This window comes from Streptomyces sp. NPDC088553 (assembly GCF_044752965.1).
Taxonomy (GTDB): Bacteria; Actinomycetota; Actinomycetes; order Streptomycetales; family Streptomycetaceae; genus Streptomyces.
Genome location: NZ_JBIVMG010000004.1, coordinates 47,322 through 67,437, shown reverse-complemented (window position 1 = coordinate 67,437; position 20,116 = coordinate 47,322). Strand labels below are relative to the sequence as shown.

Below are 20,116 nucleotides of genomic sequence, written 5' to 3'. Positions count from 1 at the left end.
CGACGCTACGAATCGGCGGCGAAGCGCGGCAGGCGCGTACGTACGGACCTGGCCGTGACAAATGTACCGCGCTCTCCTGACGTACCGTCAGCTCACGTGTGCCGAGAGGGTTCCCAACTCCTCCCGCCTGGGCTATACATGGTGGCCACCGACCTAGAACGCGTTCTAGAACGGCCGCGTACGGGACGGTCCCCGCACGGCCTCGGTGCGGCCGACGGTGCGGACGGCCGCGCCGAGGTCTTCACTGCCACGAGGAGCAGCAGCCCGATGCCCATCGACCCCGCCAAGGCCGTCGCCGCCGAACCCCGCAGCGCCGAGATCTCCTGGGACCACAAGGACGTCCAGCTCTACCACCTCGGACTCGGCGCCGGCTCGTTCCAAGGCAAGGACAGCCCGGCGACCGACCCCGACGAACTCCGCTACACCCTCGAATCCAGGCTCCACGTCCTGCCCAGCTTCGCGACCGTCGCGGGCGCCGGCATGGGCGTCGTCGGCGGGCTCTCCGCCCCCGGCATCGACATCGACCTCGCCGCCGTCCTGCACGGCGGCCAGACGGTCACCCTGCACCGCCCCGTCCCCGTCGCCGGCCGCGCCGTCTCCACCTCCCGCGTCGCCGCCGTGTACGACAAGGGCAAGGCCGCCGTCCTCGTCCTGCGCTCCGAGGCCTCCGACGCCGACGGCCCGCTCTGGACCAGCGACGCCCAGATCTTCGTCCGCGGCGAGGGCGGCTGGGGCGGCGACCGCGGCCCCTCCGAGCGCCTCGCGCTCCCCGACCGCGCGCCCGACGCCACCGTCGAACGGCCGATCCGCGAGGAACAGGCCCTGCTCTACCGGCTCTCCGGCGACTGGAACCCGCTCCACGCCGACCCCGAGTTCGCCAAGCTCGCCGGCTTCGACCGGCCGATCCTGCACGGGCTCTGCTCGTACGGCATGACCCTCAAGGCGGTGGTGGACACGGTGCTCGACGGGGACGTCGCCCGGGTCCGCTCGTACCGCACGCGCTTCGCCGGGATCGTCTTCCCCGGCGAGACCCTGCGCATCCGGATGTGGGCCGGGGACGGCCGCGTCCAGGTGGCGGTGACGGCCGTGGAGCGCGACGACGCCCCGGTCCTCGCCGACACCCTCGTCGAACACTCCTGATCGCCTGATTGGAGCCGCACCATGCGCGCAGCCGTACTGCACGAGATCGGCCAGGACAAGCTCGAAGTCGTCGACGACGTCGAGGCGGTGGGCTTCGGCCCCGGCAAGGTGAGGATCCGGGTCCGGGCCACCGGTCTCTGCCACTCCGACGTCTCCGCGATGAGCGGCGTCCTCCCGCAGCCCGCCCCCTTCATCCCCGGCCACGAGGGCGCGGGCGAGATCCTCGACGTCGGCGACGGCGTCACCGGACTCACCCAGGGCCAGCGGGTGCTGCTCTGCTGGCTGCCCGCCTGCGGCAGCTGTCCCGCCTGCAAGCGCGGCCAGACCCAGCTCTGCCTGGCGGGGTTCATGAACGCCGGCACGCCCAACTTCAAGCGCCCCGGCGGTGACGTCTTCGGCTTCGCCGGAACCGGCACCTTCACCGAGGAGGTCGTCGTCGACGCCGGCTGCGCCGTCCCGATCCCCGACGACGTGCCCTTCGACATCGCCGCCCTCATCGGCTGCGGCGTCACCACCGGCCTCGGCGCCGCCATCAACACGGCCAAGGTGGAGGCCGGTTCGTCGGTCGCCGTCATCGGCTGCGGAGGCGTCGGCATCTCCGCGATCCAGGGCGCCAAGCTCCAGGGCGCCGCCCAGATCGTCGCCGTCGACCCCGTCGAGTCACGCCGCGAGGCCGCGCTGCGCTTCGGCGCCACCGAGGCGGTCGCCCCGGACGCGCTCGCCGACGCCAAGCAGCGGATCACCGCGGGCGAGGGCTTCGACTACGTCTTCGAGGTCGTCGGCAAGTCCGCCACCGCCCGCACCGCGTACGAGAACACCCGGCGCGGCGGCACCCTCTGCGTCGTGGGCGCGGGCGCGATGGACGACAACCTCCAGCTCAACATGTTCGAGCTGTTCTTCGACGAGAAGCGGATCCTGCCCTCCATGTACGGCGGCGGCGACGTCCTCCGCTCCTACGAGCGGGCCATCGCGCTCTGGCGGGCCGGCCGCATCGACCTGGAGTCGCTCATCACCCACCGCGTACCGCTCGCGGGCATCAACGAGGCCCTGGAGCAGATGCGGACGGGTGCCGCGCTCCGCACCTGCATCGAGATCTGACCCGTACCCGCAGCGAGATCTGAGAGGACCGCGACACATGTCACTCCCTCTTGAGGGCCTGAGCGCGATCGTCACCGGCGCCGGCCGGGGACTCGGCCGCGCCGAGGCCCTGGAACTGGCCCGGCTCGGCGCGGACGTCGTCGTCAACGACTACGGGCAGCCGGGGCGCGACGGCTCGGGCGAGGCCTCCGCCGCGCCCGCCGAGGAGGTCGCCGCGGAGATCCGCGCGACGGGCGGCAGGGCGGTCGCGCACCTCGGCGACATCGCCGACTTCGAGACGGCGCGGGCCCTGATCGACCTGGCCGTGGCCGAGTTCGGCAAGCTGGACATCCTGGTCAACAACGCGGGCATCCTGCGCGACCGGATGGTCTTCTCGATGAGCGAGGAGGAGTGGGACTCGGTCATACGGGTCCACCTCAAGGGCCACTTCAACACCACGCACTTCGCGGCGGTGCACTGGAGGACCCGGGCCAAGGCGGGGGAGACCGGTGTGTACGGCCGGATCGTCAACACCTCGTCCGAGGCCTTCCTCGCCGGCTCTGCCGGCCAGCCGAACTACGCGGCCGCCAAGGGCGGGATCGTGGGCCTGACGACGTCGACGGCGCTCGCGCTCGCCCGCTACGGGGTGACGGCGAACGCCATATGCCCCCGGGCGCGCACCCGGATGACCGAGGACGTCTTCGCCGGCTTCGCCGAGCCGACGACCGAGGGAGACCTCGACCCGCTGTCCCCGGAGCACGTGGCGCCGCTCGTCGGCTACCTCGCCTCTCCGGCGGCGGCCGGCGTCAACGGCCAACTGCTCGTCGTGCACGGCGGGATGGTCGCGATCGTGGACCGGCCTCGGGTGGCCGCCAAGTTCGACACGGCCAAGGAGGCGTTCACGTACGAGGAACTGGACGGCCTCCTGACCCCGCACTACGCGTCCCGCCCGGCGGGCGAGACCTTCGCGGCCTCGGAGGTCCTCGGCCTGAAGAAGGGCTGAGACCGGGGGTGACCACCGGCCGGGGTGCGGCCCGGCCGGGGGGCGGCGGGGAGGACGAAGGGCCCCGGGGCGCCCCGGGGCCCTTCGCTCCACCTGGTACTTCCCGTTACTGCGAGACGGGCTCGCGGCGGTGGCGGCCGTGCGGGGAGGACGCGGAGTCCTCCGTCGGCGCGGCGTCCCCGCGGTGCTTCCCGGAGCCGTTCGGCTCCTGCCCGGTCGTGCTGTTTTCCGACATGGTCGAACTCACCCCGTTGACATCGGTCGTGCTGTGCAGCCCGAGAGTCTAGCCAGCGGGTTTCCCGTCCGTGAGAGGAGCCTGCTGCAACGGCACGGGACGGCACATCCGGGGCTCGCCGACGGCCGCGCCGACCCCCGCGGAGGTCCCCGCCGAAGCCCCCGCCGTCGCGACCGCCTCGGGCTCCGGCTCCGGCGGCGCCTCCACGTCCGCGAGACCACAGGGTGCCCCGGGCGTCGCGTACGGCAGCCGGAGCACGCCCCCGGCCGTCCACAGGCCCGCGCCGGCCAGCCAGCCCACGGGTGCGGCCAGTTGGCCCATCCGACGGGCCATCGGCTGCCACGTCCCCACCCAGCTGCCGCCCGCCGCGTCGATCCGCAGCGCGACCGCACAGGTCTCGGGCATCAGGACCTGACCCGGCTGGACGGCGAACGGCGTCACCGCCGCGTCGTCGAGCCGCAGGCACTCCGGGAAGCGCACCGGCAGCAGACTGCCGAGCACGCCCCAGCCGAGCCGGTCGTGCCCCGGTGACGGCGCGTCGGAACGGATCAGGAGCAGCCCGCTGTCCGGGTCCGCGAGGAGCAGCCGGTCGTCGCTGTCCTCGGTGATCTGCAGCAGCGGCGTCACCTCCCCGCCCCGCTCCAGGTCGACGGCGACCGCCTTCACCGGCCCGTCGTCGAGCCGCCGGTCGAGCGCGAGCATCCGGCCCGTACGGTCGAGCCACACCCCGCCCGCGCACCGGCCCTTGACCTCCGCGACCTGCTCGGGACCGAAGACCCCGCCCGCGACCAGCCAGAGCGTGGTCGTGTCGGGGCCGACGCACAGGGCGTACGCGCAGATGCCGTCCGGCGAGGGCGGCAGCAGCACCAGCCGCTCGGAGCCCGGGGCCTCCACCGCGCCGAGCCGGAGCTCCCCGGTGGCCGGGCCCGTGGGGTAGAGCAGCGAGAACGTGGTCCGCCGCCCGTCCACGCGGCGGGCGACCAGGACCCGGCCGTCGGCCAGCGGCAGCAGCTGGGTGCCGGGCTCCTCCGGCTGGTCGAGGGGGAGCGGGACGGCGTACGGCTCCGGGCCGTCGAGCGTCCACCTCTCCACGTACAGGGCGTCCCCGTCGCCCGCGAGCCTGGCCGCGTACGCGCCGTTCGCCGTGATCGTGAGACCCGTAGTGAACTCCGCCGGCCGGGCGCCGCGGCCGGGGTGCTCCCCGTCGCGGCCGTCGTCCTCGGCCGTGGTCTCGATGGCACACGCTGTCATCGACTCGTCACCTCCGGCCACGAAGCTAGTTTTCGCACTTCCAGCCGAACAACACGAGCAGGGTCACTTCACACATAAGGGTGGCTGTGCGGCGGTTCGGCTGAGGGGTGGGGGGCGGGTGTGCTGGAGTTGCCCGTGGTGAGTAAGGTAAGGCGAACCTAAACGGAGGTTGTGGCTCCGGCCGGCCCGCTCCGGACGGAATCCGCGGCTCCGGCCCGGTCACCCGGACGGAGCTCCCCCACCTCCGGCCCGGTCGCGCCCGTCTCCACGCCAGGACACGTACAGGAGCCTTCTCATGTCCCTCCGCCGCCGCGGCACCGCCGCCGTCGTCGCCCTCGCCGCCGCGCTCTCGCTCGCGGCCTGCGGAGGAGGCGACGGAGGATCCGACGCCTCCAAGAAGGAGGACACGAGCAAGAAGAAGGACGTCGCCACCGGCGGCAAGGACTTCGGCGACGCCGCCGCGAAGACCGCGGCCATGGGCACGGACGCCACGGCCGGCCAGTTCCCGCGCACCCTGACGCACGCCCTCGGCAAGACCGAGCTGAAGGCCGCCCCGAAGCGGGTCGTCGTCCTCGACGTCGGCGAGTTCGACAACGTCGTCTCCCTCGGTGTCGAGCCCGTCGGCTACGCCCCCGCCGAGGGCGACGAGGGCATCCCGGCCTACCTGGCGAAGGACGCCGGCGCCCCGAAGTCCGTCGGCACCATCAACAACCTCAACCTGGAGGCCATCGCCAACCTCCAGCCCGACCTGATCCTCGGCAGCCAGCTGCGCGCCGCGGACAAGTACGACGAGCTGTCGAAGATCGCGCCGACCGTGTTCTCCATCCGCCCGGGCTTCACCTGGAAGGAGAACTACCTCCTCAACGCCGCCGCGCTCGACAAGACCGCCGAGGCCAAGGAGAAGCTCGCCGCGTACGAGACCAAGGCGAAGCAGCTCGGCACGGAGATCGGCCCGAACAAGCCGACCGTCTCGATGGTCCGCTACCTCCCCGGCAAGATCCGCCTGTACGCGAAGGCGTCCTTCATCGGCACCATCCTGGAGGACACCGGCCTGCCGCGGCCCAAGAACCAGCAGATCAACGACCTCGCGGCCGAGATCAGCCCGGAGAAGATCGACGAGGCCGACGGCGACTGGATCTTCACCGGCGTGTACGGCGAGGCCAAGGCGACCAAGAAGGACACCGCCCAGGCCAACCCGCTCTGGAAGAACCTCAAGGCCGTCAAGGCCGGCCAGGCCAAGGACGTCCCGGACGAGACCTGGTACCTGGGCCTCGGCGTGACGGCCGCGAACGCGGTCCTCGACGACCTGCGCGGCTACCTCGTCAAGTAGCACGGCGACGACCTGCGCGGCCGCCTCGTCAGGCAGCACGGCGACGACTGCGCGGTCACCTCGTCAGTAGCGCGGCCACCTCGTCGAGCAGACGGTGGACGGGCGACCCCCGGCGCCGTCGGCCGACGGCGGGCGTGGGTCGCCCGCCCTCGGCCGACGGCGCCGGGGGTCGCCCGCCGTCGGCCCCGCGACGGCGGCGGTACCAGCCGCGAAGGCGAGCCAGGTAGCCTTTCCTCGTGCCCCGTCTGTCTGAAGTCATCGCCGCGCTCGACGCCCTCTGGCCACCAGAGCGGGCCGAGTCGTGGGACGCCGTCGGCACCGTCTGCGGTGACCCCGACGCCGAGGTCACCCGTGTGCTCTTCGCCGTCGACCCGGTCGAGGAGATCGCCGACGAGGCGATCACCCTCGGCGCCGACCTGATCGTCACCCACCACCCGCTCTATCTGCGCGGGACGACGACCGTCGCGGCCGGCCACTTCAAGGGCCGCGTCGTGCACCGCCTCATCAAGCACGACATCGCCCTCCACGTCGCGCACACCAACGCCGACACCGCCGACCCCGGCGTCTCCGACGCCCTCGCCGGCGCGCTCGACCTCCGGGTCACCGGCCCCCTCGTGCCCGAGAACAACCTCGGCCGGATCTGCGAGCTCGACCACCCCGAGACCCTCGCCGAGTTCGCCGCCCGCGCGGCGAAGCGGCTGCCCGCCACCGCGCAGGGCATCCGGGTCGCGGGCGACCCCGGCATGACCGTGCGCCGCGTCGCCGTCAGCGGCGGCTCCGGAGACAGCCTCTTCGACGCCGTGCGAGCCGCCGGCGTGGACGCCTTCCTCACCGCGGACCTCCGTCACCACCCCGTCTCCGAGGCGACCCAGCAGTCGCCTCTGGGCCTGGTCGACGCCGCCCACTGGGCCACCGAATGGCCCTGGTGCGAGCAGGCGGCCGCCCAGCTCGACGAGATTTCCGACCGTCACGGCTGGGACCTCCGCGTCCACGTCTCGAAGACGGTCACCGACCCCTGGTCCTCCCACCACACCTCCCCTGGAGCCCCCAACTGAACGCCGCGCCCGCCGACCAGATCCGCCTCCTCGACGTCCAGGCCCTCGACGTCCGCCTCCAGCAGCTCGCGCACAAGCGCCGGTCGCTGCCCGAGCACGCCGAGATCGAGTCGCTGAACAAGGACCTCACCCAGCTGCGCGACCTGCTCGTCGCCGCGCAGACCGAGGAGAGCGACTGCGGCCGTGAGCAGACCAAGGCCGAGCAGGACGTCGACCAGGTCCGCCAGCGGGCCACCCGCGACCAGCAGCGCCTCGACTCGGGCGCCGTGTCCTCCCCGAAGGACCTGGAGAACCTCCAGCGCGAGATCGTCTCCCTCGCCAAGCGCCAGGGCGACCTGGAGGAGATCGTCCTCGAGGTCATGGAGCGCCGCGAGTCCGTGCAGGAGCGCCTCGCCGAGCTGACCGAGCGGGTCTCCGCCGTCCAGGCCAAGACGGACGACGCGACCGCCCGCCGCGACGCCGCCGAGGGCGAGCTCGCCACCGAGGAGGCGTCCGTGGAGAAGGAGCGCGAGCTCGTCGCGGGCACCGTCCCGGCGGACCTCCTGAAGCTGTACGAGAAGCTGCGCGTCCAGCAGGGCGGCGTCGGCGCGGCCCGGCTGTACCAGCGCAAGTGCGAGGGCTGCCACATCGAGCTCAACATCACCGAGGTCAACGAGGTCCGTGCCGCCGCCAAGGACGAGGTCCTGCGCTGCGAGAACTGCCGCCGGATCCTCGTCCGCACGTCGGAGTCCGGCCTGTAATGACGCCGTCGTCTTCGCGTGAGGTGATCGTCGAGGCGGACGGCGGTTCCCGGGGCAACCCGGGGCCCGCCGGGTACGGCGCCGTGGTCCTGGATCCGGTGACGGGCGAGACGCTCGCGGAGGCGGCCGAGTACATCGGCGTGGCGACGAACAACGTCGCCGAGTACAAGGGCCTGGTGGCGGGCCTGAAGGCGGCGCGGTCGCTCTTCCCCGACGCCACCGTCCACGTCCGGATGGACTCCAAGCTGGTCGTCGAGCAGATGTCCGGCCGCTGGAAGATCAAGCACCCGGACATGAAGCCGCTCGCGGCCGAGGCGGGCCGGGTCTTCCCGGCGGGCCGGGTCCGCTACGAGTGGATCCCGCGCGAACGCAACAAGCACGCGGACCGGCTGGCGAACGAGGCCATGGACGCGGGCAAGCGCGGCCGCCAGTGGGAGCCGTCCGACTCGACGGCCGCTCTGGACGCCGCGGCCGCCCGCAACGCCGCGACCCTCCCCCCGGCGCCGTCGGGCCCGCCCGGCGACGCGACGGCGGGCGCGGCGCGCGCCCGCGCCGCGCTGGCGACGGGTGCGGGCACGGCCGGCGAGCCCGGCCCCGGCCGTACGGGAACGGGCTCGGGCGCCTGGCCCGGCACCGTCGCGCACCCGACGGCCCAGGACGACGGCCTGTTCGCCGCCGAGGAGGCCCTCGTGGCCCCGGTCTCGGGCGACTTCGAGGCGCAGGCGGGCGCCCTGGCCGCGACCGGCCACGCCGCGCGCACCCACCACGCGCCGGAGGCCACCACGGCGCCCACGGGGGCACCGGCCGAGACCGCTGAGCCCGAGGCCACGGGGTCCGAGGCCGCCGGGTCTGTGCTCGCCGGGTCCGAGACGACGGGGAGCGCCGCCGGGTCTGCCCCCGACGGGTCCGCCCCTGCCGCGCAGCCGGCCTCCGCCGCGCAGCCGGCCTCCGCCGCCCCCGGACAAGGCTGGTCCGCCGGGCCCGACATGAGCGCGCCCGCCACCTTCGTGCTCCTCCGGCACGGCGAGACCGCGCTCACCCCCGAGAAGCGGTTCTCCGGCAGCGGGGGGACCGATCCCGAGCTCTCGGCGGCCGGCCTCCGGCAGGCCGAGGCCGTCGCGGAAGCCCTCGCCGCCCGCGGGACCATCCAGGAGATCGTCAGCTCGCCGCTCACCCGCTGCCGCCAGACCGCGGCCGCCGTCGCCGGCCGCCTCGGGCTCGACGTCCGAGTCGAGCAGGGGCTGCGCGAGACCGACTTCGGCGCCTGGGAGGGGCTGACGTTCGGCGAGGTCCGGGAGCGGTACCCCGAGGACCTCGACGCCTGGCTCGCCTCGCCGAAGGCCGCGCCCACCGGCGGAGGCGAGAGCTTCGCGACCGTCGCCCGCCGCGTCGCCGCGACCCGGGACCGGCTCACCGCCGCCTACGCGGGCCGGACGGTCCTCCTCGTCACCCACGTCACGCCCATCAAGACCCTGATCCGGCTCGCGCTCGGCGCCCCGCCGGAGTCGCTGTTCCGGATGGAGCTGTCGGCCGCCTCGATCTCGGCCGTCGCCTACTACGCCGACGGCAACGCGTCCGTACGGCTCCTCAACGACACCTCCCACCTCCGGTAGGCGAGAGCGAGGGCGGCGGCACGCCGCAAAGGGGTGGCGCGGTGGCCTGACCCCGTACCACCATCCCGTCATGACCTGGCACTTCACCGAAGACACCGCCACCTTCCGTACCGCGGCGGGCCCGCACCTCGCCGCCGAGCCCGCGCGCAACACCGCGGTGCTGACCCTCATGGACAGGGCGGACCGGCTCGGCTGGTGGGCCGAACCCGACGGCCGGGTCACGGGGGTCCTCGCGGTCTCCCCGTCCGGGTCCCTCGACCTCGGCGTGACGACGGAGGAGGCGGCCCTCGCGCTCGCCTTCCGCGCGGGGGAGGAGCCGACGGAGGTCCGCGGCGAGACGGCCGTGGTGGAGGCGTACGCGAAGGCCTCGGGCCGCTCCTGGACGCCGGCCGTCCGGATGCGGCTCTTCCGGCTCGGCGCGCTGACCCCGCCGGACCCGGCCCCGGCCGGCCGGCACCGGACGGCCACCGAGGCCGACACCCCGCTCGTCGCGGCCTGGACGAGGGAGTTCGCGACGGCCATCGGCGACGAGCCCGCCGAGGACTACACCGGCTTCGTCACCGAGCGGATCTCCGAAGGCCGCCTCGTCCTCTGGGAGACGCCCGACGGCCGCGCGGTCTCGATGGCCGCCGTCTCCCGCACGATCGAGGGCCAGGCCCGCGTCCACCTCGTCTACACCCCGCCCGCCGAGCGCGGCAACGGATACGCGGCGGGGGTCACCGAGGCCGTCAGCCGGGTCGCTGCCGACCGTGGCGCCACTCAGGTCCTGCTCTTCACGGACCTCTCCAACCCCACCAGCAACGCCCTCTACCAGCGCCTCGGCTACCGCCCGGTGACCGACCACCTCGGCGTGGAGTTCACCGGCACCGCACGCTGACGGGGCCCCGCAGCGCCGCCGCCTCGCGCGCCAGCGCCTCCACCCGCGCCCAGTCGCGGGCCGCGAGGGCGTCCGGCGGCAGCATCCACGTACCGCCGACGCAGCCGACGTTCGGGAGGGAGAGGTAGGCGGGGGCGGAGGCGAGCGAGACGCCGCCCGTCGGGCAGAACCGGGCCCGGGGGAGCGGGCCCGCGAGGGACTTCAGGTACGGGACGCCGCCCGCCGCCTCGGCCGGGAAGAACTTCATGTCCTCCACGCCCTGTTCGAGCAGGGCCACGACCTCCGAGGTCGTCGACACACCGGGGAGGAAGGGCAGGCCCGAGTCGCGCATCGCGCCGAGCAGCCGCTCCGTCCACCCCGGGCTGACCAGGAACCGCGCCCCGGCGCCGACCGCGTCCGCGACCCCGGCCGCCGAGACGACCGTCCCCGCGCCGACGACCGCGCCCGGCACCTCGGCCGCGATGGCGCGGACGGCGTCGAGCGCGGCCGGCGTGCGCAGGGTGACCTCGACGAGCGGCAGCCCGCCGGCCACCAGGGCCCGGGCCAGCGGCACGGCGTCGGCGGCGTCCTCGATCACGACCACCGGGACGACCGGTACGGGAGAGGCTTCCGGGGCAAGGTCGAACACGCTCGTCATGGGCCTCATCCTGCCCACGGCGCGCGTCACACGCAACGAGCGTTGCGCAGGGTGCAATACATGCCGGAGGGGTCAGTGGATCTCGTCCACCAGCACGTCGAGCGCCCCCGGCTTCCCGCCCTCCTCCACCACGTACCCCAGGTCCCGCAGCGCCACCACCAGCTCCTCCGGCGAGCGCGGAGCCGCCCCCGCCTCCAGGAGGCTCCGGACGATCCGGCCCTTCGTCGCCTTGTTGAAGTGGCTGACCACCTTCCGGGTCGGCGCGTGCAGCACCCGCACCGTCGCCGTCCGCGCCGCCACCTCGCCCTTCGGCTTCCACGCCGACGCGTACGCCGACGAGCGCAGGTCGAGCACGAGCCCGTCCCCGGCCGCCTCGGGCAGCACGGACGCCATCGCGCCCCGCCAGTGGGCGCCCAGCGCGCCGAGCCCCGGCAGCTTGACCCCCATCGAGCAGCGGTACGACGGAATCCGGTCGGTCACCTTCACCGCACCCCACAGCCCCGAGAACACCAGCAGGGAACGCCCCGCGCGCTTCCGCGCACCCGCGTCCAGGGTCGCCAGACCCAGCGCGTCGTACAGGACGCCCGTGTAGACCTCGCCCGCCGGGCGCGCGCCGGCCGTCCGCAGCTCCACGTTCTTCGCGACCTCGCCGCGCAGACCCTCGCTCAGGCCCAGCACCTCGCGCGCCTTCTCCTCGTCGGCGGCGCACAGCTCGACCAGCTCGTCCAGGACCGCCGCCCGCGCCTCCGCGAGCCCCGGCAGGGACAGCGACTCCGGCTTGAGCGGCGCCCCGCGCCCCGAGGAGGCCTTGCCCTCGGAGGGCGGCAACAGCACGAGCACGGTGGTTCTCCTTCGTCCGTACGGGGATGGGGGTGCGGCCCCAGGAGCCCAGCGTACGAGGTACGGCGCCCTGCCCCGTACGGACGGAGACGCCGCCCCCGTGCGGAGACGGCCTCGACTCCCCTCCACCGGCTCCCCCTCCACCGGATCCCCTCCGCACGAGGTGCCGCACCCGCACGAGGTGCCGCACCCGCACGAGGTGCCGCACCCGCACGAGGTGCCGCACCCCTCCCCTCCCCATACGCTCGGTCCATGCCCCGCCGCCACATTCACGTGACCGGCGCAGCCGAGGCTCCGCTGCGGGCCGCCCTGCGCGCACTCCGTGCCGAGCTCGCGATCCCCGAGGACTTCCCGCCCGCCGTCCTCGCCGAGGCCGAGGCCGCCGCGAAAGCCCCCCGGCTCCCCGCGTACGACGCCACCGACCTGCCCTTCTTCACCGTCGACCCGCCGACCTCCACCGACCTCGACCAGGCCATGCACCTGGCCCGCAGGTCCGACGGCGGCTACCGCGTCCACTACGCCATCGCCGACGTCGCCGCCTTCGTCACCCCCGGCTCCGCCCTCGACGCCGAGGCCCACCGGCGCGTCCTCACCCTCTACTTCCCCGACGGCAAGGTCCCCCTCCACCCCACCGTCCTCTCCGAGGGCGCCGCCAGCCTCCTCCCCGGCGAACCCCGCCCCGCCCTCCTCTGGCGCATCGACCTCGACGCCGAAGGCCGCCGTGTCGCCACCGACGTCCGCCGCGCCCTCGTCCGCAGCCGCGCCAAACTCGACTACGCGACCGTGCAGAAACAGATCGACACGGGCACGGCCGAGGAGCCGGTCGCCCTCCTCCGCGACATCGGACGCCTCCGCGAGGCCCTCGAAGCCGAACGCGGCGGGATCTCCCTCAACGTCCCCGAACAGGAGATCGTCGAGCAGGACCACACCTACTCCCTCGCCTACCGCGCCCCGCTCCCCGCCGACGGCTGGAACGCCCAGATCTCTCTGCTCACCGGCATGGCCGCCGCCGACCTCATGACCGCCGCCGGCACCGGCATCCTGCGCACCCTCCCCACCGCCCCCGACGGCGCCGTCGCCCGCCTGCGCCGCTCCGCGCAGGCCCTCGGCGTCGACTGGCCGCACCACGTCTCGTACGCCGACGTCGTCCGGGCCGCCGACCCCACCAACCCGCGCCACGCCGCCTTCCTCCAGGAGTGCACCACCCTGCTTCGGGGCGCCGGATACACCGTCTTCACCGACGGCCACATCCCCACCCCCGCCGTGCACGCCGCCGTCGCCGACGAGTACACCCACTGCACCGCACCCCTGCGCCGCCTCGTCGACCGGTACGCGGGCGAGCTGTGCGTCGCCGCGGTGGCCGGCGACGAACCGCCCGAGTGGGTACGGGCCGCCCTGCCCGCCCTCCCCGACGAGATGGCCGACGGCTCGCGCCGCGCCAACACCGTGGAACGCGAGAGCGTCGACATCGTCGAGGCGGCGCTGCTGCGGGAACGGGTCGGCGAGATCTTCGACGCGTACGTGATCGACGTGAAGGAACGCGAACCGGCCGTCGGCACCGTCCACCTGGACGACCCGGCGGTCGTCGCCCGCATCGCGGGCGGCGAATCCAGCCTGCCGCTGGGGGAGTGGCTGCGGGTCAGACTCGCGGAAGCGGACCCGGGGACGGCGAAGGTACTGTTCGCGCCCGCGTGACGGCCGGGCCGAGCTCGCGGTACAGGGCGCGCGCGTCGTCGGCGTGGAAGCGGATCAGCCGTACGGGCCGGGGCGCGCCGAGGAACCGGGGCGCGTCGACCGCTTCGGTCAGCTCGACGGTGAGGGAGGTCTGGGACCCGACGGCGAGGTTCAGTTCCCCCTCGGCCTTCTCGTGCGAGAACACCAGCTCGTGCCGGACGGACGCGATCCGGTCGAGGGGCACGGACACGTCGACGTGCGCGGCCTGCCGAAGCCGCAGGACGTCCCCGGTGAGGGTGTGCGGACGGGTCACGGCGGCGGCGTGCAGGCCGAGGACGAACAGCACGGTGTACACGTCCAGGACGAGGACGATCGCGTGCACGACGGGCCAGTCGGCGAGCAGAAACGACATGCCGACGCTCTCGACCACACACACGAACGCGAAGCCGTACATGAGCGCCGCCTGGTCCCGCGCGTGTGGGAACACGCCGCCGGCGCCCTCGACCCCGTGCGGGCGCCGTGCCACCCACCGCCCCAGACTCGCCATGATCCGCAGCTCGTGCGCCATGATCCGCAGCACGGCCTCGGGCACCAGCTCGGCGACGGCCTCCCGCCGGGAGAGCCCCCGGCGCCGCAGTCGCAGATACGAGAGGCCCTCGGCGATCACGAGCGCGACGACGAGGAGCTCGGCGCCGGCCCACACGGCGGCGGGTATCCGGACCCCGCCGACGAGAAGGACGGCGAGGACGACCTCGACGGGGAGAACGACATGGGCCACGAGGCGAAGAAGCCGAACGCCACCACTCCTGCGCACCGTCATCGGCACTGCTCCCGTCATCGCTCCGGCTTCCGTCATCGGCTCTGCTCCCGTCGTTCCCGGACCAGCCGCATCGCCAGGTGGATGGCCGCGGACTGCGCAGGGGCGAGGTCCGCGAAGAGGGCGTCCGCGAGGGACGTGTCGAACGCACCGGCCTCGTCCGGCGCCCCGGACGGCATGTCCACCCCCAGCTCGTCCGGCAGGCAGCCGGCCAGCACCCGCGCGGCCTCGGCGACCCGGGGGTCGTCCGCCTTCGCACCGGAGAGCGCGTCGAGCAGCGGGTACACCTCACGCGCGTGCTCGGCCGCCCCTTCCATCAGGCCCATCAGCCGGGCCCGCTGCTCCTCGGGCACGACGACGTCCATCAGGGCCAGGATCTGCCGGTCCTTCGCCGCCATCGGGGACTCGGGCAGCTCGCCCAGGCCGGCGAGCAGCGAGGTGAGCTCCGGCGACAGCGGCCCGTCGGCGGGCAGCCGCCCGGCTCTGGCCTCGTCGAGGAGGCCGAACAGCCGATCCCGGCGCGCCCGGATCTCCGCCTCCTGGCGGGCCAGGTCCTCCGCGAGCTCCTCCAGCACCTCGACGAGCCCGCGTCCCTCGTCGTCGGCGAGCACCCCCCGTACCTCGTCGAGTCCGAGACCCAGCTCGGTGAGCCGCCGGATACGGGCGAGCAGGACGGCGTCCCGGACGCCGTACTCCCGGTATCCGTTGGCCCGCCGCGCGGGCTCGGGCAGCAGGCCCGACTGGTGGTAGTGCCGCACGGCGCGGGGGGTGACCCCGACCAGCGCGGCGATCTCGCCGATACGCATGAGCCCAGTAGAAACCCTGACGCTGCGACAAGGTCAAGCGCACTCCGCCGCACCTTCGGGACCGCTTCCGGACCCGCGGACATCCTGCTGGAGGGCTTCCTGGCGCTGGACACGCCGGAGGGCTTCCGTGCGGAGCTGGTCGACCGGGACACGTCCACCGTGACGCTCTTCACCGACCCGGAGCGCGGCGGCTACCGCGAACTCCATGCCGCCCCCTTCGGCAGGTCTCTTCCCCTCCCCGCCCCCTTCGGCTTCGACCTGGAGACGGCCGACTTCCTGTGAGGCCGTCGGCCTCCTGATCGGCGGGTAGCATGGTCGGCACGGCAGACGAGCCGGGCGGGCGGCCGCGTGGAGATCTTCGGATCTTCCCGAGGAACGTCCGGGCTCCACAGAGCAGGGTGGTGGCTAACGGCCACCCGGGGTGACCCGCGGGACAGTGCCACAGAAAACAGACCGCCGGGGATTTCGGTCCCCGGTAAGGGTGAAACGGTGGTGTAAGAGACCACCAGCGCCTGAGGTGACTCAGGCGGCTAGGTAAACCCCACTCGGAGCAAGGTCAAGAGGAGACACCTCGGTGTCTCTGCGCGGATGTTCGAGGGCTGCTCGCCCGAGTCCGCGGGTAGACCGCAGGAGGCCGGCGGCAACGCCGGTCCTAGATGGATGGCCGTCCCCCCGACGACCGCGAGGTCCCGGGGGACAGAACCCGGCGTACAGCCCGACTCGTCTGTCGGCCCACGTGGGGAGGGCCCCCGCCAGGCGATACGCCGGGCGGGGGCCCTTCTCGTTCACCCGGCGCCGAGCTCCGGGGAGACCGGCCGTTCGAAGAAGGTCTCCAGGACGACCGTGGCCTGCGTGCCGCTGACCCCGTCGATCGCGTAGATCCGGCGCAGCACGTCCTGCAACTGCTCCGTGGTCGCCGTCCTGACCTTCACGAGCACCGACGCGCTGCCGGCGATGACGTGCGCCTCCAGGATCTCGGGGAGCGCGGCGAAGTCCTGTGCCGAATCGCCCATCCACGAGACCGAGTCGACCATCACGTACGCCAGGACGGCACCGCCCACCGCCGCCGGGTCCACCTCGACGGTGGTGCGGCGGATCGCGCCGCGCTCCCTCAGCTTCCGTACGCGCTCGTGGGCCGCCCCGGCCGAGAGGCCCACGGCCTGGCCCAGTGCGGCGTAGGACTGGGTGGCGTCCTGCTGGAGGTGCGTCAGCAGGGCTCGATCGATGTGATCCACAACTCTCCGTTCGGTCTGATCTTGCGAAGACCGTACCTCATTCGGCAATCTTCCAGTTGAGCCGTACGGCATTCGGAACGGCATCTGTGTGGATGGGAAGGAACCCGCATGACCAGCGAGCGCCCCGCACTGTACGAGATGTTCGACGACCGGTTCCGCACCGGACGCTGCATGAACGGCGACGACGGCCTGGAAGTCCTCCACACCGGCTGCCGCTGGGCCGAAGGGCCGATCTACCTCCCCGCCATGAGGCAGCTGGTCTGGAGCGACATCCCCAACGACCGGATGCTGCGCTGGGACGAGGAGACCGGCGCCGTCAGCGTCTTCCGCCGCACCGCCGGGCACACCAACGGCAACACCCTCGACCGCCAGGGCCGTCTGATCACCTGTGAGCAGGGCAACCGCCGGGTCACCCGCACCGAACACGACGGCACGCTCACCGTCCTCGCCGACCGCTGGCAGGGCAAGCGCCTCAACAGCCCGAACGACGCGGCGGTCAAGTCCGACGGCTCCATCTGGTTCTCCGACCCGGACTTCGGCATCACCAGCGACTACGAGGGCTACCGCGCCGAGAGCGAGATCGGCGCCAACAACGTCTACCGCATCGACCCCGCCACCGGCGAAGTGCGCCTGGTCGCCGACTGCTTCGCCGCCCCCAACGGCCTCGTCTTCTCGGCCGACGAGCGGCAGCTCTTCGTCTCCGACACCCGGGCCGGCCTCATCCGGGTCTTCGACGTGCGCGAGGACGGGACGCTGTCCGACGGCGACGTCTTCGCCGAGGCCGGGGCCCGCGAGGGCGCCCGCTTCGACAACCTCCGCTTCGACGACGGCGGCCGGCTCTGGGCGGCGGCGATGGGCGACGGCGTGCACTGCTACGACCCCGACGGCACCCTGATAGGACGGCTGAACGTGCCCGAGACGGTCGCCAACATCGCCTGGGGCGGAGCCAAGCGCAACCGTCTCTTCATCACCGCCGAGACCAGCCTCTACTCGGTCGTCATGGGCGTCACGGGCACGCACCCGACCGGACCCGGGCGCAGGCCCTGGCGCGAGCCGCAGTCCCGCTGAACCGGGCCGGCGGGAGTGCCCGTCGTTCAGGGGCGACGGACCTCGAAGTGGAAACAGCCGTACTCCACCGCCCGGACGTGGACCAGCGCCACCGCCGGGTCCGCGAAGGCCTCGGCGAACGCCCGGTCGAAGCCCTCGGACGTCTCCTCCGGGATCTCCAGGAGCCGGCCCCCGACGATACGGCCCGCCGCGTCGTAGCGGCGCACGGTCCGGAGCGCTTCCGCACGGGCGAAGGGGTACGTCTCCGAGGGCGCGGGACCGCCGCACTCCTCGGCGTGGACGAAGACGGGGCCCTGCTCGTCGTACGCGCCCGGCTCGGCCCCCGTCTCGGCCGCCCAGCGCCGCAGCGGCGCGTACGAGACGAGCGCGATCCGCTCGCCCGGGACGGACAGACGCAGACAGCAGCGGAGCGGGTCGCCGCCCTCGTCGGCGGAGTACGGAACACAGGCGCGGCCCGCGTCGTCGGTGACGCGCAGCTCGGCGAGGGCGGAGGGCGCGATGGCGCGGGCGTCGTAGGCGGTCGTGGCGGTGGTCTGGATGCTCATACGGCCAGGGTGGCGTGGCGGGGGTTCCGGCCGCTGGCGGAATTCGGACGCGGTGGTGCGGACGGGGACTTGGGCGGGCCGTGGGGCCGCGTCCACGGCGGGCGGAGACGCCGTGTCGCCGACCGACGACCGGTCGGTGAGCCCCGCCCGGGTCCGTGAGGGCTCAGAGCGGCTGGAGCCGACGGTGCAGGAGGCAGAACTCGTTGCCCTCCGGGTCGACCAGGACGTGCCAGTTCTCGGCCCCGGTCTGACCGACGTCCGCCGGGCGGGCGCCGAGCGCGAGCAGCCGCTCCAGCTCGGCGTCCTGGTCGCGGTCGGTCGGGTTGACGTCGATGTGGAGCGGGAGCTTCCCGGCGCGCGGGTCGCTGCTGGGACTGAGAACGAGGGTCGGCTGCGGGCCGCCGAAGCCGGCGCCCGGCGGACCGATCTCGATGCTTCCGTCGTCCTCACGGCCGAGCTCGACATAGCCGAGGACCTCGCTCCAGAACGCGGCGAGCCGGCCGGGATCGGCGCAGTCGATGACCAGTTCACTGATACGGCATGCCATGCCCGCCAGTCTAGGCAGGAGTACGCAGCCACGTGGTGTACCAGGTCCGGAAGTCGGGGTACGCGGGGACGAAGCCGCCCCAGTCCGGGTCCAGCCACCAGACCTCGCCCGCGCGCGGCCCCGTCACGACCAGCCGGGCGTACATGCCGCAGCCCCCTTCCGCCAGCGTGAGCGTGCCCGGAGTCAGTTCTTCCGCTGCCAGGACGCCGATCGCGCCGGGGCGGGGGTCGGTGAGAGGGAATCGTGTCGCGAGGCGGCCCGGCCGACGGTCCTCCTCCCACTCGCCGTCCACGGCCCAGTCGTCCCCCGCCTCCGGGCGCGGAGTCGCCAACGGCAGCAGCCCATGAGCCGGGCCGGCGGGCCCGTCGCCCACCTCCGCCACGAAGGCACGGTAGTCCGGAGGGAGTCGGATGCCGTGCTCCTCCTCGAACGCGCCGATCTCCGCGCCGGGGAGCGCGGGACGCAGCTCGTACCGATGCGTGTCCGACCCGAAACGCGCCCGCTCCGGGTCACGCGCCGCCATCTCCCGTATCCGGGCCCGCACCTCGGTCCCGTCCCAGCTCGCCATGGCGTGACCCTACGTCTCCGCCTGCCCGCCGCCCGATCGCAGCGGCGTCGCCGCCGAGGCGGCGGCCGACAGGAGCTTCTCCGCCAGAGCCCGGCAACGGGCGCCGAGCTCCGGGGGATCGAGCACCTCGAACTCGTGCCCCAGGAGGAGTACGTGCACGAGGACCCGGTCGAGGCTCGCCGCGCCGCTCAGGACCTCGCAACGGTCCTCGCCCCGCTCGCTCACGACCGCCGCCGAGGACGGGACCTGCGCGCGGACCGTGTCCGCCGGCGCGTGGACGAGGAAGCGCGCCTGGTGGGCGTAGACCCGGCTCGTCACGCCCTCCTGCACGAACTGCGCCGCGTCCGGCGCCGCGCGGGGGCGGAAGCGCCAGGTCCGGGCCGCCACCGCCGTCATCCTGTCCACGCGGAAGGTGCGCCAGTCGTCCCGGTCGAGGTCGTAGGCGAGGAGGTACCAGCGCCGGTCGGAGGCGACCAGACGATGGGGCTCGACCCGGCGGGGCCGGACCGTGCCCCCGGAGGGATAGTCGAAGCCCGCCTCGACCTCCTCGCGGCAGGCCCCGGCCAGAGTCATGAGGACCTCGGGGTCGACCGGAGTGCGGCCCGCGCCGAAGAACTCCACCGAGCCCGACAGGGTGCGCACCTCGTGCCGAAGCCGGGCAGGGAGAACCTGGTCCAGCTTGGTCAGCGCCCGGAGCGTGGCGTCGCCGGAACCGGCGGCCGCGCCGGCGAGGAGGGAGACCGCAGTGGCGATCGCCTCCTCGTCGTCGAGGAGGAGGGGAGGCAGGTCCTGTCCCCGGCCCAGCCGGTAGCCGCCGCCCACCCCCTGGCCGGCGTGCACCGGATAGCCGAGGGTGCGCAGCCGCTCGATGTCGCGTCGGACCGTGCGTGTGGTGACGCCGAGCCGGCCGGCGAGCTCGGGGCCGGACCAGGCCCGGCGCTGCTGAAGCAGCCCGAGGAGGGTGAGTACCCGCTCGGTGGTCCCTCGCTCGTCCATGTGGCCCAGCCTGCCAGAGGTGGCGGACCGATCCTGTCCGCCTTGGGTGTCAGGGTGGATCC

At 73.7% G+C, this 20,116-nt stretch carries 21 protein-coding genes, 1 other RNA gene and 1 pseudogene; 12 read left to right on the top strand and 11 right to left on the bottom strand.

Annotated elements, in window-relative coordinates:
- The first annotated feature begins 267 nt into the window (after positions 1-267).
- From ACIP8Z_RS13345 to ACIP8Z_RS13335, 3 genes are read left to right on the top strand one after another with little or no spacing between them, the layout of a single operon-like run.
- Positions 268-1,140: a MaoC/PaaZ C-terminal domain-containing protein gene (locus tag ACIP8Z_RS13345; RefSeq protein ID WP_402082517.1), complete on the top strand. Its 873-nt coding sequence runs from the start codon at positions 268-270 to the stop codon at positions 1,138-1,140.
- A 21-nt stretch (positions 1,141-1,161) separates the two neighbouring features.
- Positions 1,162-2,238, top strand: coding sequence for a Zn-dependent alcohol dehydrogenase (locus ACIP8Z_RS13340; protein WP_030321678.1), 1,077 nt, complete (start codon positions 1,162-1,164; stop codon positions 2,236-2,238).
- A 37-nt stretch (positions 2,239-2,275) separates the two neighbouring features.
- Positions 2,276-3,220 (top strand): 3-oxoacyl-ACP reductase, encoded by a 945-nt coding sequence (locus ACIP8Z_RS13335; protein WP_402082515.1) that lies wholly within the window; start codon positions 2,276-2,278, stop codon positions 3,218-3,220.
- 106 nt (positions 3,221-3,326) lie between these two features.
- Here the strand turns inward: ACIP8Z_RS13335 and ACIP8Z_RS13330 are convergent, their stop codons facing one another.
- Entirely contained in the window at positions 3,327-3,455 is a 129-nt protein-coding gene (locus ACIP8Z_RS13330) for a hypothetical protein (RefSeq protein WP_267499917.1), read from the bottom strand.
- 48 nt (positions 3,456-3,503) lie between these two features.
- Positions 3,504-4,706: a hypothetical protein gene (locus tag ACIP8Z_RS13325; RefSeq protein ID WP_402082512.1), complete on the bottom strand. Its 1,203-nt coding sequence runs from the start codon at positions 4,704-4,706 to the stop codon at positions 3,504-3,506.
- A gap of 295 nt (positions 4,707-5,001) precedes the next feature.
- Here ACIP8Z_RS13325 and ACIP8Z_RS13320 point away from each other — a divergent pair, with 295 nt between their 5' ends.
- The 5 genes from ACIP8Z_RS13320 (at position 5,002) to ACIP8Z_RS13300 (ending at position 10,321) form a co-directional block, all read left to right on the top strand.
- A complete protein-coding gene (locus tag ACIP8Z_RS13320) occupies positions 5,002-6,036 on the top strand; it encodes an ABC transporter substrate-binding protein (protein WP_402082510.1) in 1,035 nt (344 codons plus the stop codon).
- A 236-nt stretch (positions 6,037-6,272) separates the two neighbouring features.
- On the top strand, positions 6,273-7,091 hold the full coding sequence (locus ACIP8Z_RS13315) for a Nif3-like dinuclear metal center hexameric protein (RefSeq protein ID WP_402082508.1): 819 nt from the start codon (positions 6,273-6,275) through the stop codon (positions 7,089-7,091).
- On the top strand, positions 7,088-7,831 hold the full coding sequence (locus tag ACIP8Z_RS13310; protein WP_402083804.1) for a zinc ribbon domain-containing protein: 744 nt from the start codon (positions 7,088-7,090) through the stop codon (positions 7,829-7,831). The genes ACIP8Z_RS13315 and ACIP8Z_RS13310 overlap by 4 nt, the downstream gene beginning before the upstream one ends.
- A complete protein-coding gene (locus tag ACIP8Z_RS13305) occupies positions 7,831-9,444 on the top strand; it encodes a bifunctional RNase H/acid phosphatase (protein ID WP_402082505.1) in 1,614 nt (537 codons plus the stop codon). The genes ACIP8Z_RS13310 and ACIP8Z_RS13305 overlap by 1 nt, the downstream gene beginning before the upstream one ends.
- A gap of 70 nt (positions 9,445-9,514) precedes the next feature.
- On the top strand, positions 9,515-10,321 hold the full coding sequence (locus ACIP8Z_RS13300) for a GNAT family N-acetyltransferase (RefSeq protein ID WP_402082503.1): 807 nt from the start codon (positions 9,515-9,517) through the stop codon (positions 10,319-10,321).
- Here ACIP8Z_RS13300 and eda read toward each other — a convergent pair.
- Positions 10,302-10,958 (bottom strand): bifunctional 4-hydroxy-2-oxoglutarate aldolase/2-dehydro-3-deoxy-phosphogluconate aldolase, encoded by a 657-nt coding sequence (eda, locus tag ACIP8Z_RS13295; RefSeq protein WP_319309015.1) that lies wholly within the window; start codon positions 10,956-10,958, stop codon positions 10,302-10,304. The two genes, ACIP8Z_RS13300 and eda, sit on opposite strands and share 20 nt — an antisense overlap.
- 72 nt (positions 10,959-11,030) lie before the next feature.
- Positions 11,031-11,798 (bottom strand): peroxide stress protein YaaA, encoded by a 768-nt coding sequence (yaaA, locus tag ACIP8Z_RS13290; protein WP_402082501.1) that lies wholly within the window; start codon positions 11,796-11,798, stop codon positions 11,031-11,033.
- A gap of 252 nt (positions 11,799-12,050) precedes the next feature.
- On the opposite strand from yaaA, the gene ACIP8Z_RS13285 reads away from it, so the two are divergent.
- Entirely contained in the window at positions 12,051-13,493 is a 1,443-nt protein-coding gene (locus ACIP8Z_RS13285; protein ID WP_402082498.1) for an RNB domain-containing ribonuclease, read from the top strand.
- On the opposite strand, the gene ACIP8Z_RS13280 is transcribed toward ACIP8Z_RS13285, so the two are convergent.
- Both ACIP8Z_RS13280 and ACIP8Z_RS13275 read right to left on the bottom strand, forming a co-directional pair.
- Positions 13,438-14,250, bottom strand: a complete 813-nt coding sequence (locus ACIP8Z_RS13280) for a hypothetical protein (RefSeq protein ID WP_402082495.1) — start codon at positions 14,248-14,250, stop codon at positions 13,438-13,440. The two genes, ACIP8Z_RS13285 and ACIP8Z_RS13280, sit on opposite strands and share 56 nt — an antisense overlap.
- Before the next feature lie 74 nt (positions 14,251-14,324).
- Positions 14,325-15,095, bottom strand: a complete 771-nt coding sequence (locus ACIP8Z_RS13275) for a MerR family transcriptional regulator (RefSeq protein ID WP_402082493.1) — start codon at positions 15,093-15,095, stop codon at positions 14,325-14,327.
- A gap of 135 nt (positions 15,096-15,230) precedes the next feature.
- Between ACIP8Z_RS13275 and ACIP8Z_RS13270 the strand changes: the two are divergent.
- Both ACIP8Z_RS13270 and rnpB read left to right on the top strand, forming a co-directional pair.
- A pseudogene (locus ACIP8Z_RS13270) lies at positions 15,231-15,377 on the top strand (Uma2 family endonuclease); the annotation flags it as partial.
- Positions 15,378-15,423: 46 nt separating this feature from the next.
- Positions 15,424-15,822: RNase P RNA component class A (gene rnpB, locus ACIP8Z_RS13265), an RNA gene on the top strand.
- Positions 15,823-15,880: 58 nt separating this feature from the next.
- Here the strand turns inward: rnpB and ACIP8Z_RS13260 are convergent.
- Positions 15,881-16,330 (bottom strand): Lrp/AsnC family transcriptional regulator, encoded by a 450-nt coding sequence (locus tag ACIP8Z_RS13260; protein ID WP_319309004.1) that lies wholly within the window; start codon positions 16,328-16,330, stop codon positions 15,881-15,883.
- A 108-nt stretch (positions 16,331-16,438) separates the two neighbouring features.
- Here ACIP8Z_RS13260 and ACIP8Z_RS13255 point away from each other — a divergent pair, with 108 nt between their 5' ends.
- On the top strand, positions 16,439-17,398 hold the full coding sequence (locus tag ACIP8Z_RS13255) for an SMP-30/gluconolactonase/LRE family protein (RefSeq protein ID WP_402082490.1): 960 nt from the start codon (positions 16,439-16,441) through the stop codon (positions 17,396-17,398).
- Positions 17,399-17,424: 26 nt separating this feature from the next.
- Here ACIP8Z_RS13255 and ACIP8Z_RS13250 read toward each other — a convergent pair whose 3' ends face one another.
- The 4 genes from ACIP8Z_RS13250 to ACIP8Z_RS13235 all read right to left on the bottom strand — a co-directional run bounded on the left by ACIP8Z_RS13250 (position 17,425) and on the right by ACIP8Z_RS13235 (position 20,054).
- Positions 17,425-17,943 (bottom strand): DUF1203 domain-containing protein, encoded by a 519-nt coding sequence (locus ACIP8Z_RS13250; RefSeq protein ID WP_402082487.1) that lies wholly within the window; start codon positions 17,941-17,943, stop codon positions 17,425-17,427.
- Positions 17,944-18,106: 163 nt separating this feature from the next.
- On the bottom strand, positions 18,107-18,490 hold the full coding sequence (locus ACIP8Z_RS13245) for a VOC family protein (protein WP_402082485.1): 384 nt from the start codon (positions 18,488-18,490) through the stop codon (positions 18,107-18,109).
- 10 nt (positions 18,491-18,500) lie between these two features.
- The gene (locus ACIP8Z_RS13240) at positions 18,501-19,058 is read right to left on the bottom strand and encodes an SMI1/KNR4 family protein (RefSeq protein ID WP_402082482.1); all 558 of its coding nucleotides are present in this window, start codon (positions 19,056-19,058) and stop codon (positions 18,501-18,503) included.
- Between the two features lie 9 nt (positions 19,059-19,067).
- Complete coding sequence (locus ACIP8Z_RS13235; RefSeq protein WP_402082480.1) at positions 19,068-20,054, bottom strand: helix-turn-helix transcriptional regulator; 987 nt, start codon at positions 20,052-20,054, stop codon at positions 19,068-19,070.
- Positions 20,055-20,116 lie beyond the last annotated feature (62 nt).

Excerpts from the sequence above, each read along its gene's own strand:
- ACIP8Z_RS13345 (WP_402082517.1), top strand. The coding sequence starts at position 268 with ATGCCCATCGACCCCGCCAAGGCCGTCGCCGCCGAACCCCGCAGCGCC.
- ACIP8Z_RS13340 (WP_030321678.1), top strand. The coding sequence starts at position 1,162 with ATGCGCGCAGCCGTACTGCACGAGATCGGCCAGGACAAGCTCGAAGTC.
- ACIP8Z_RS13335 (WP_402082515.1), top strand. The coding sequence starts at position 2,276 with ATGTCACTCCCTCTTGAGGGCCTGAGCGCGATCGTCACCGGCGCCGGC.
- ACIP8Z_RS13330 (WP_267499917.1), bottom strand. The coding sequence starts at position 3,455 with ATGTCGGAAAACAGCACGACCGGGCAGGAGCCGAACGGCTCCGGGAAG.
- ACIP8Z_RS13325 (WP_402082512.1), bottom strand. The coding sequence starts at position 4,706 with ATGACAGCGTGTGCCATCGAGACCACGGCCGAGGACGACGGCCGCGAC.
- ACIP8Z_RS13320 (WP_402082510.1), top strand. The coding sequence starts at position 5,002 with ATGTCCCTCCGCCGCCGCGGCACCGCCGCCGTCGTCGCCCTCGCCGCC.
- ACIP8Z_RS13305 (WP_402082505.1), top strand. The coding sequence starts at position 7,831 with ATGACGCCGTCGTCTTCGCGTGAGGTGATCGTCGAGGCGGACGGCGGT.
- ACIP8Z_RS13300 (WP_402082503.1), top strand. The coding sequence starts at position 9,515 with ATGACCTGGCACTTCACCGAAGACACCGCCACCTTCCGTACCGCGGCG.
- eda (WP_319309015.1), bottom strand. The coding sequence starts at position 10,958 with ATGACGAGCGTGTTCGACCTTGCCCCGGAAGCCTCTCCCGTACCGGTC.
- ACIP8Z_RS13285 (WP_402082498.1), top strand. The coding sequence starts at position 12,051 with ATGCCCCGCCGCCACATTCACGTGACCGGCGCAGCCGAGGCTCCGCTG.
- ACIP8Z_RS13275 (WP_402082493.1), bottom strand. The coding sequence starts at position 15,095 with ATGCGTATCGGCGAGATCGCCGCGCTGGTCGGGGTCACCCCCCGCGCC.
- ACIP8Z_RS13255 (WP_402082490.1), top strand. The coding sequence starts at position 16,439 with ATGACCAGCGAGCGCCCCGCACTGTACGAGATGTTCGACGACCGGTTC.
- ACIP8Z_RS13250 (WP_402082487.1), bottom strand. The coding sequence starts at position 17,943 with ATGAGCATCCAGACCACCGCCACGACCGCCTACGACGCCCGCGCCATC.
- ACIP8Z_RS13245 (WP_402082485.1), bottom strand. The coding sequence starts at position 18,490 with ATGGCATGCCGTATCAGTGAACTGGTCATCGACTGCGCCGATCCCGGC.
- ACIP8Z_RS13240 (WP_402082482.1), bottom strand. The coding sequence starts at position 19,058 with ATGGCGAGCTGGGACGGGACCGAGGTGCGGGCCCGGATACGGGAGATG.
- ACIP8Z_RS13235 (WP_402082480.1), bottom strand. The coding sequence starts at position 20,054 with ATGGACGAGCGAGGGACCACCGAGCGGGTACTCACCCTCCTCGGGCTG.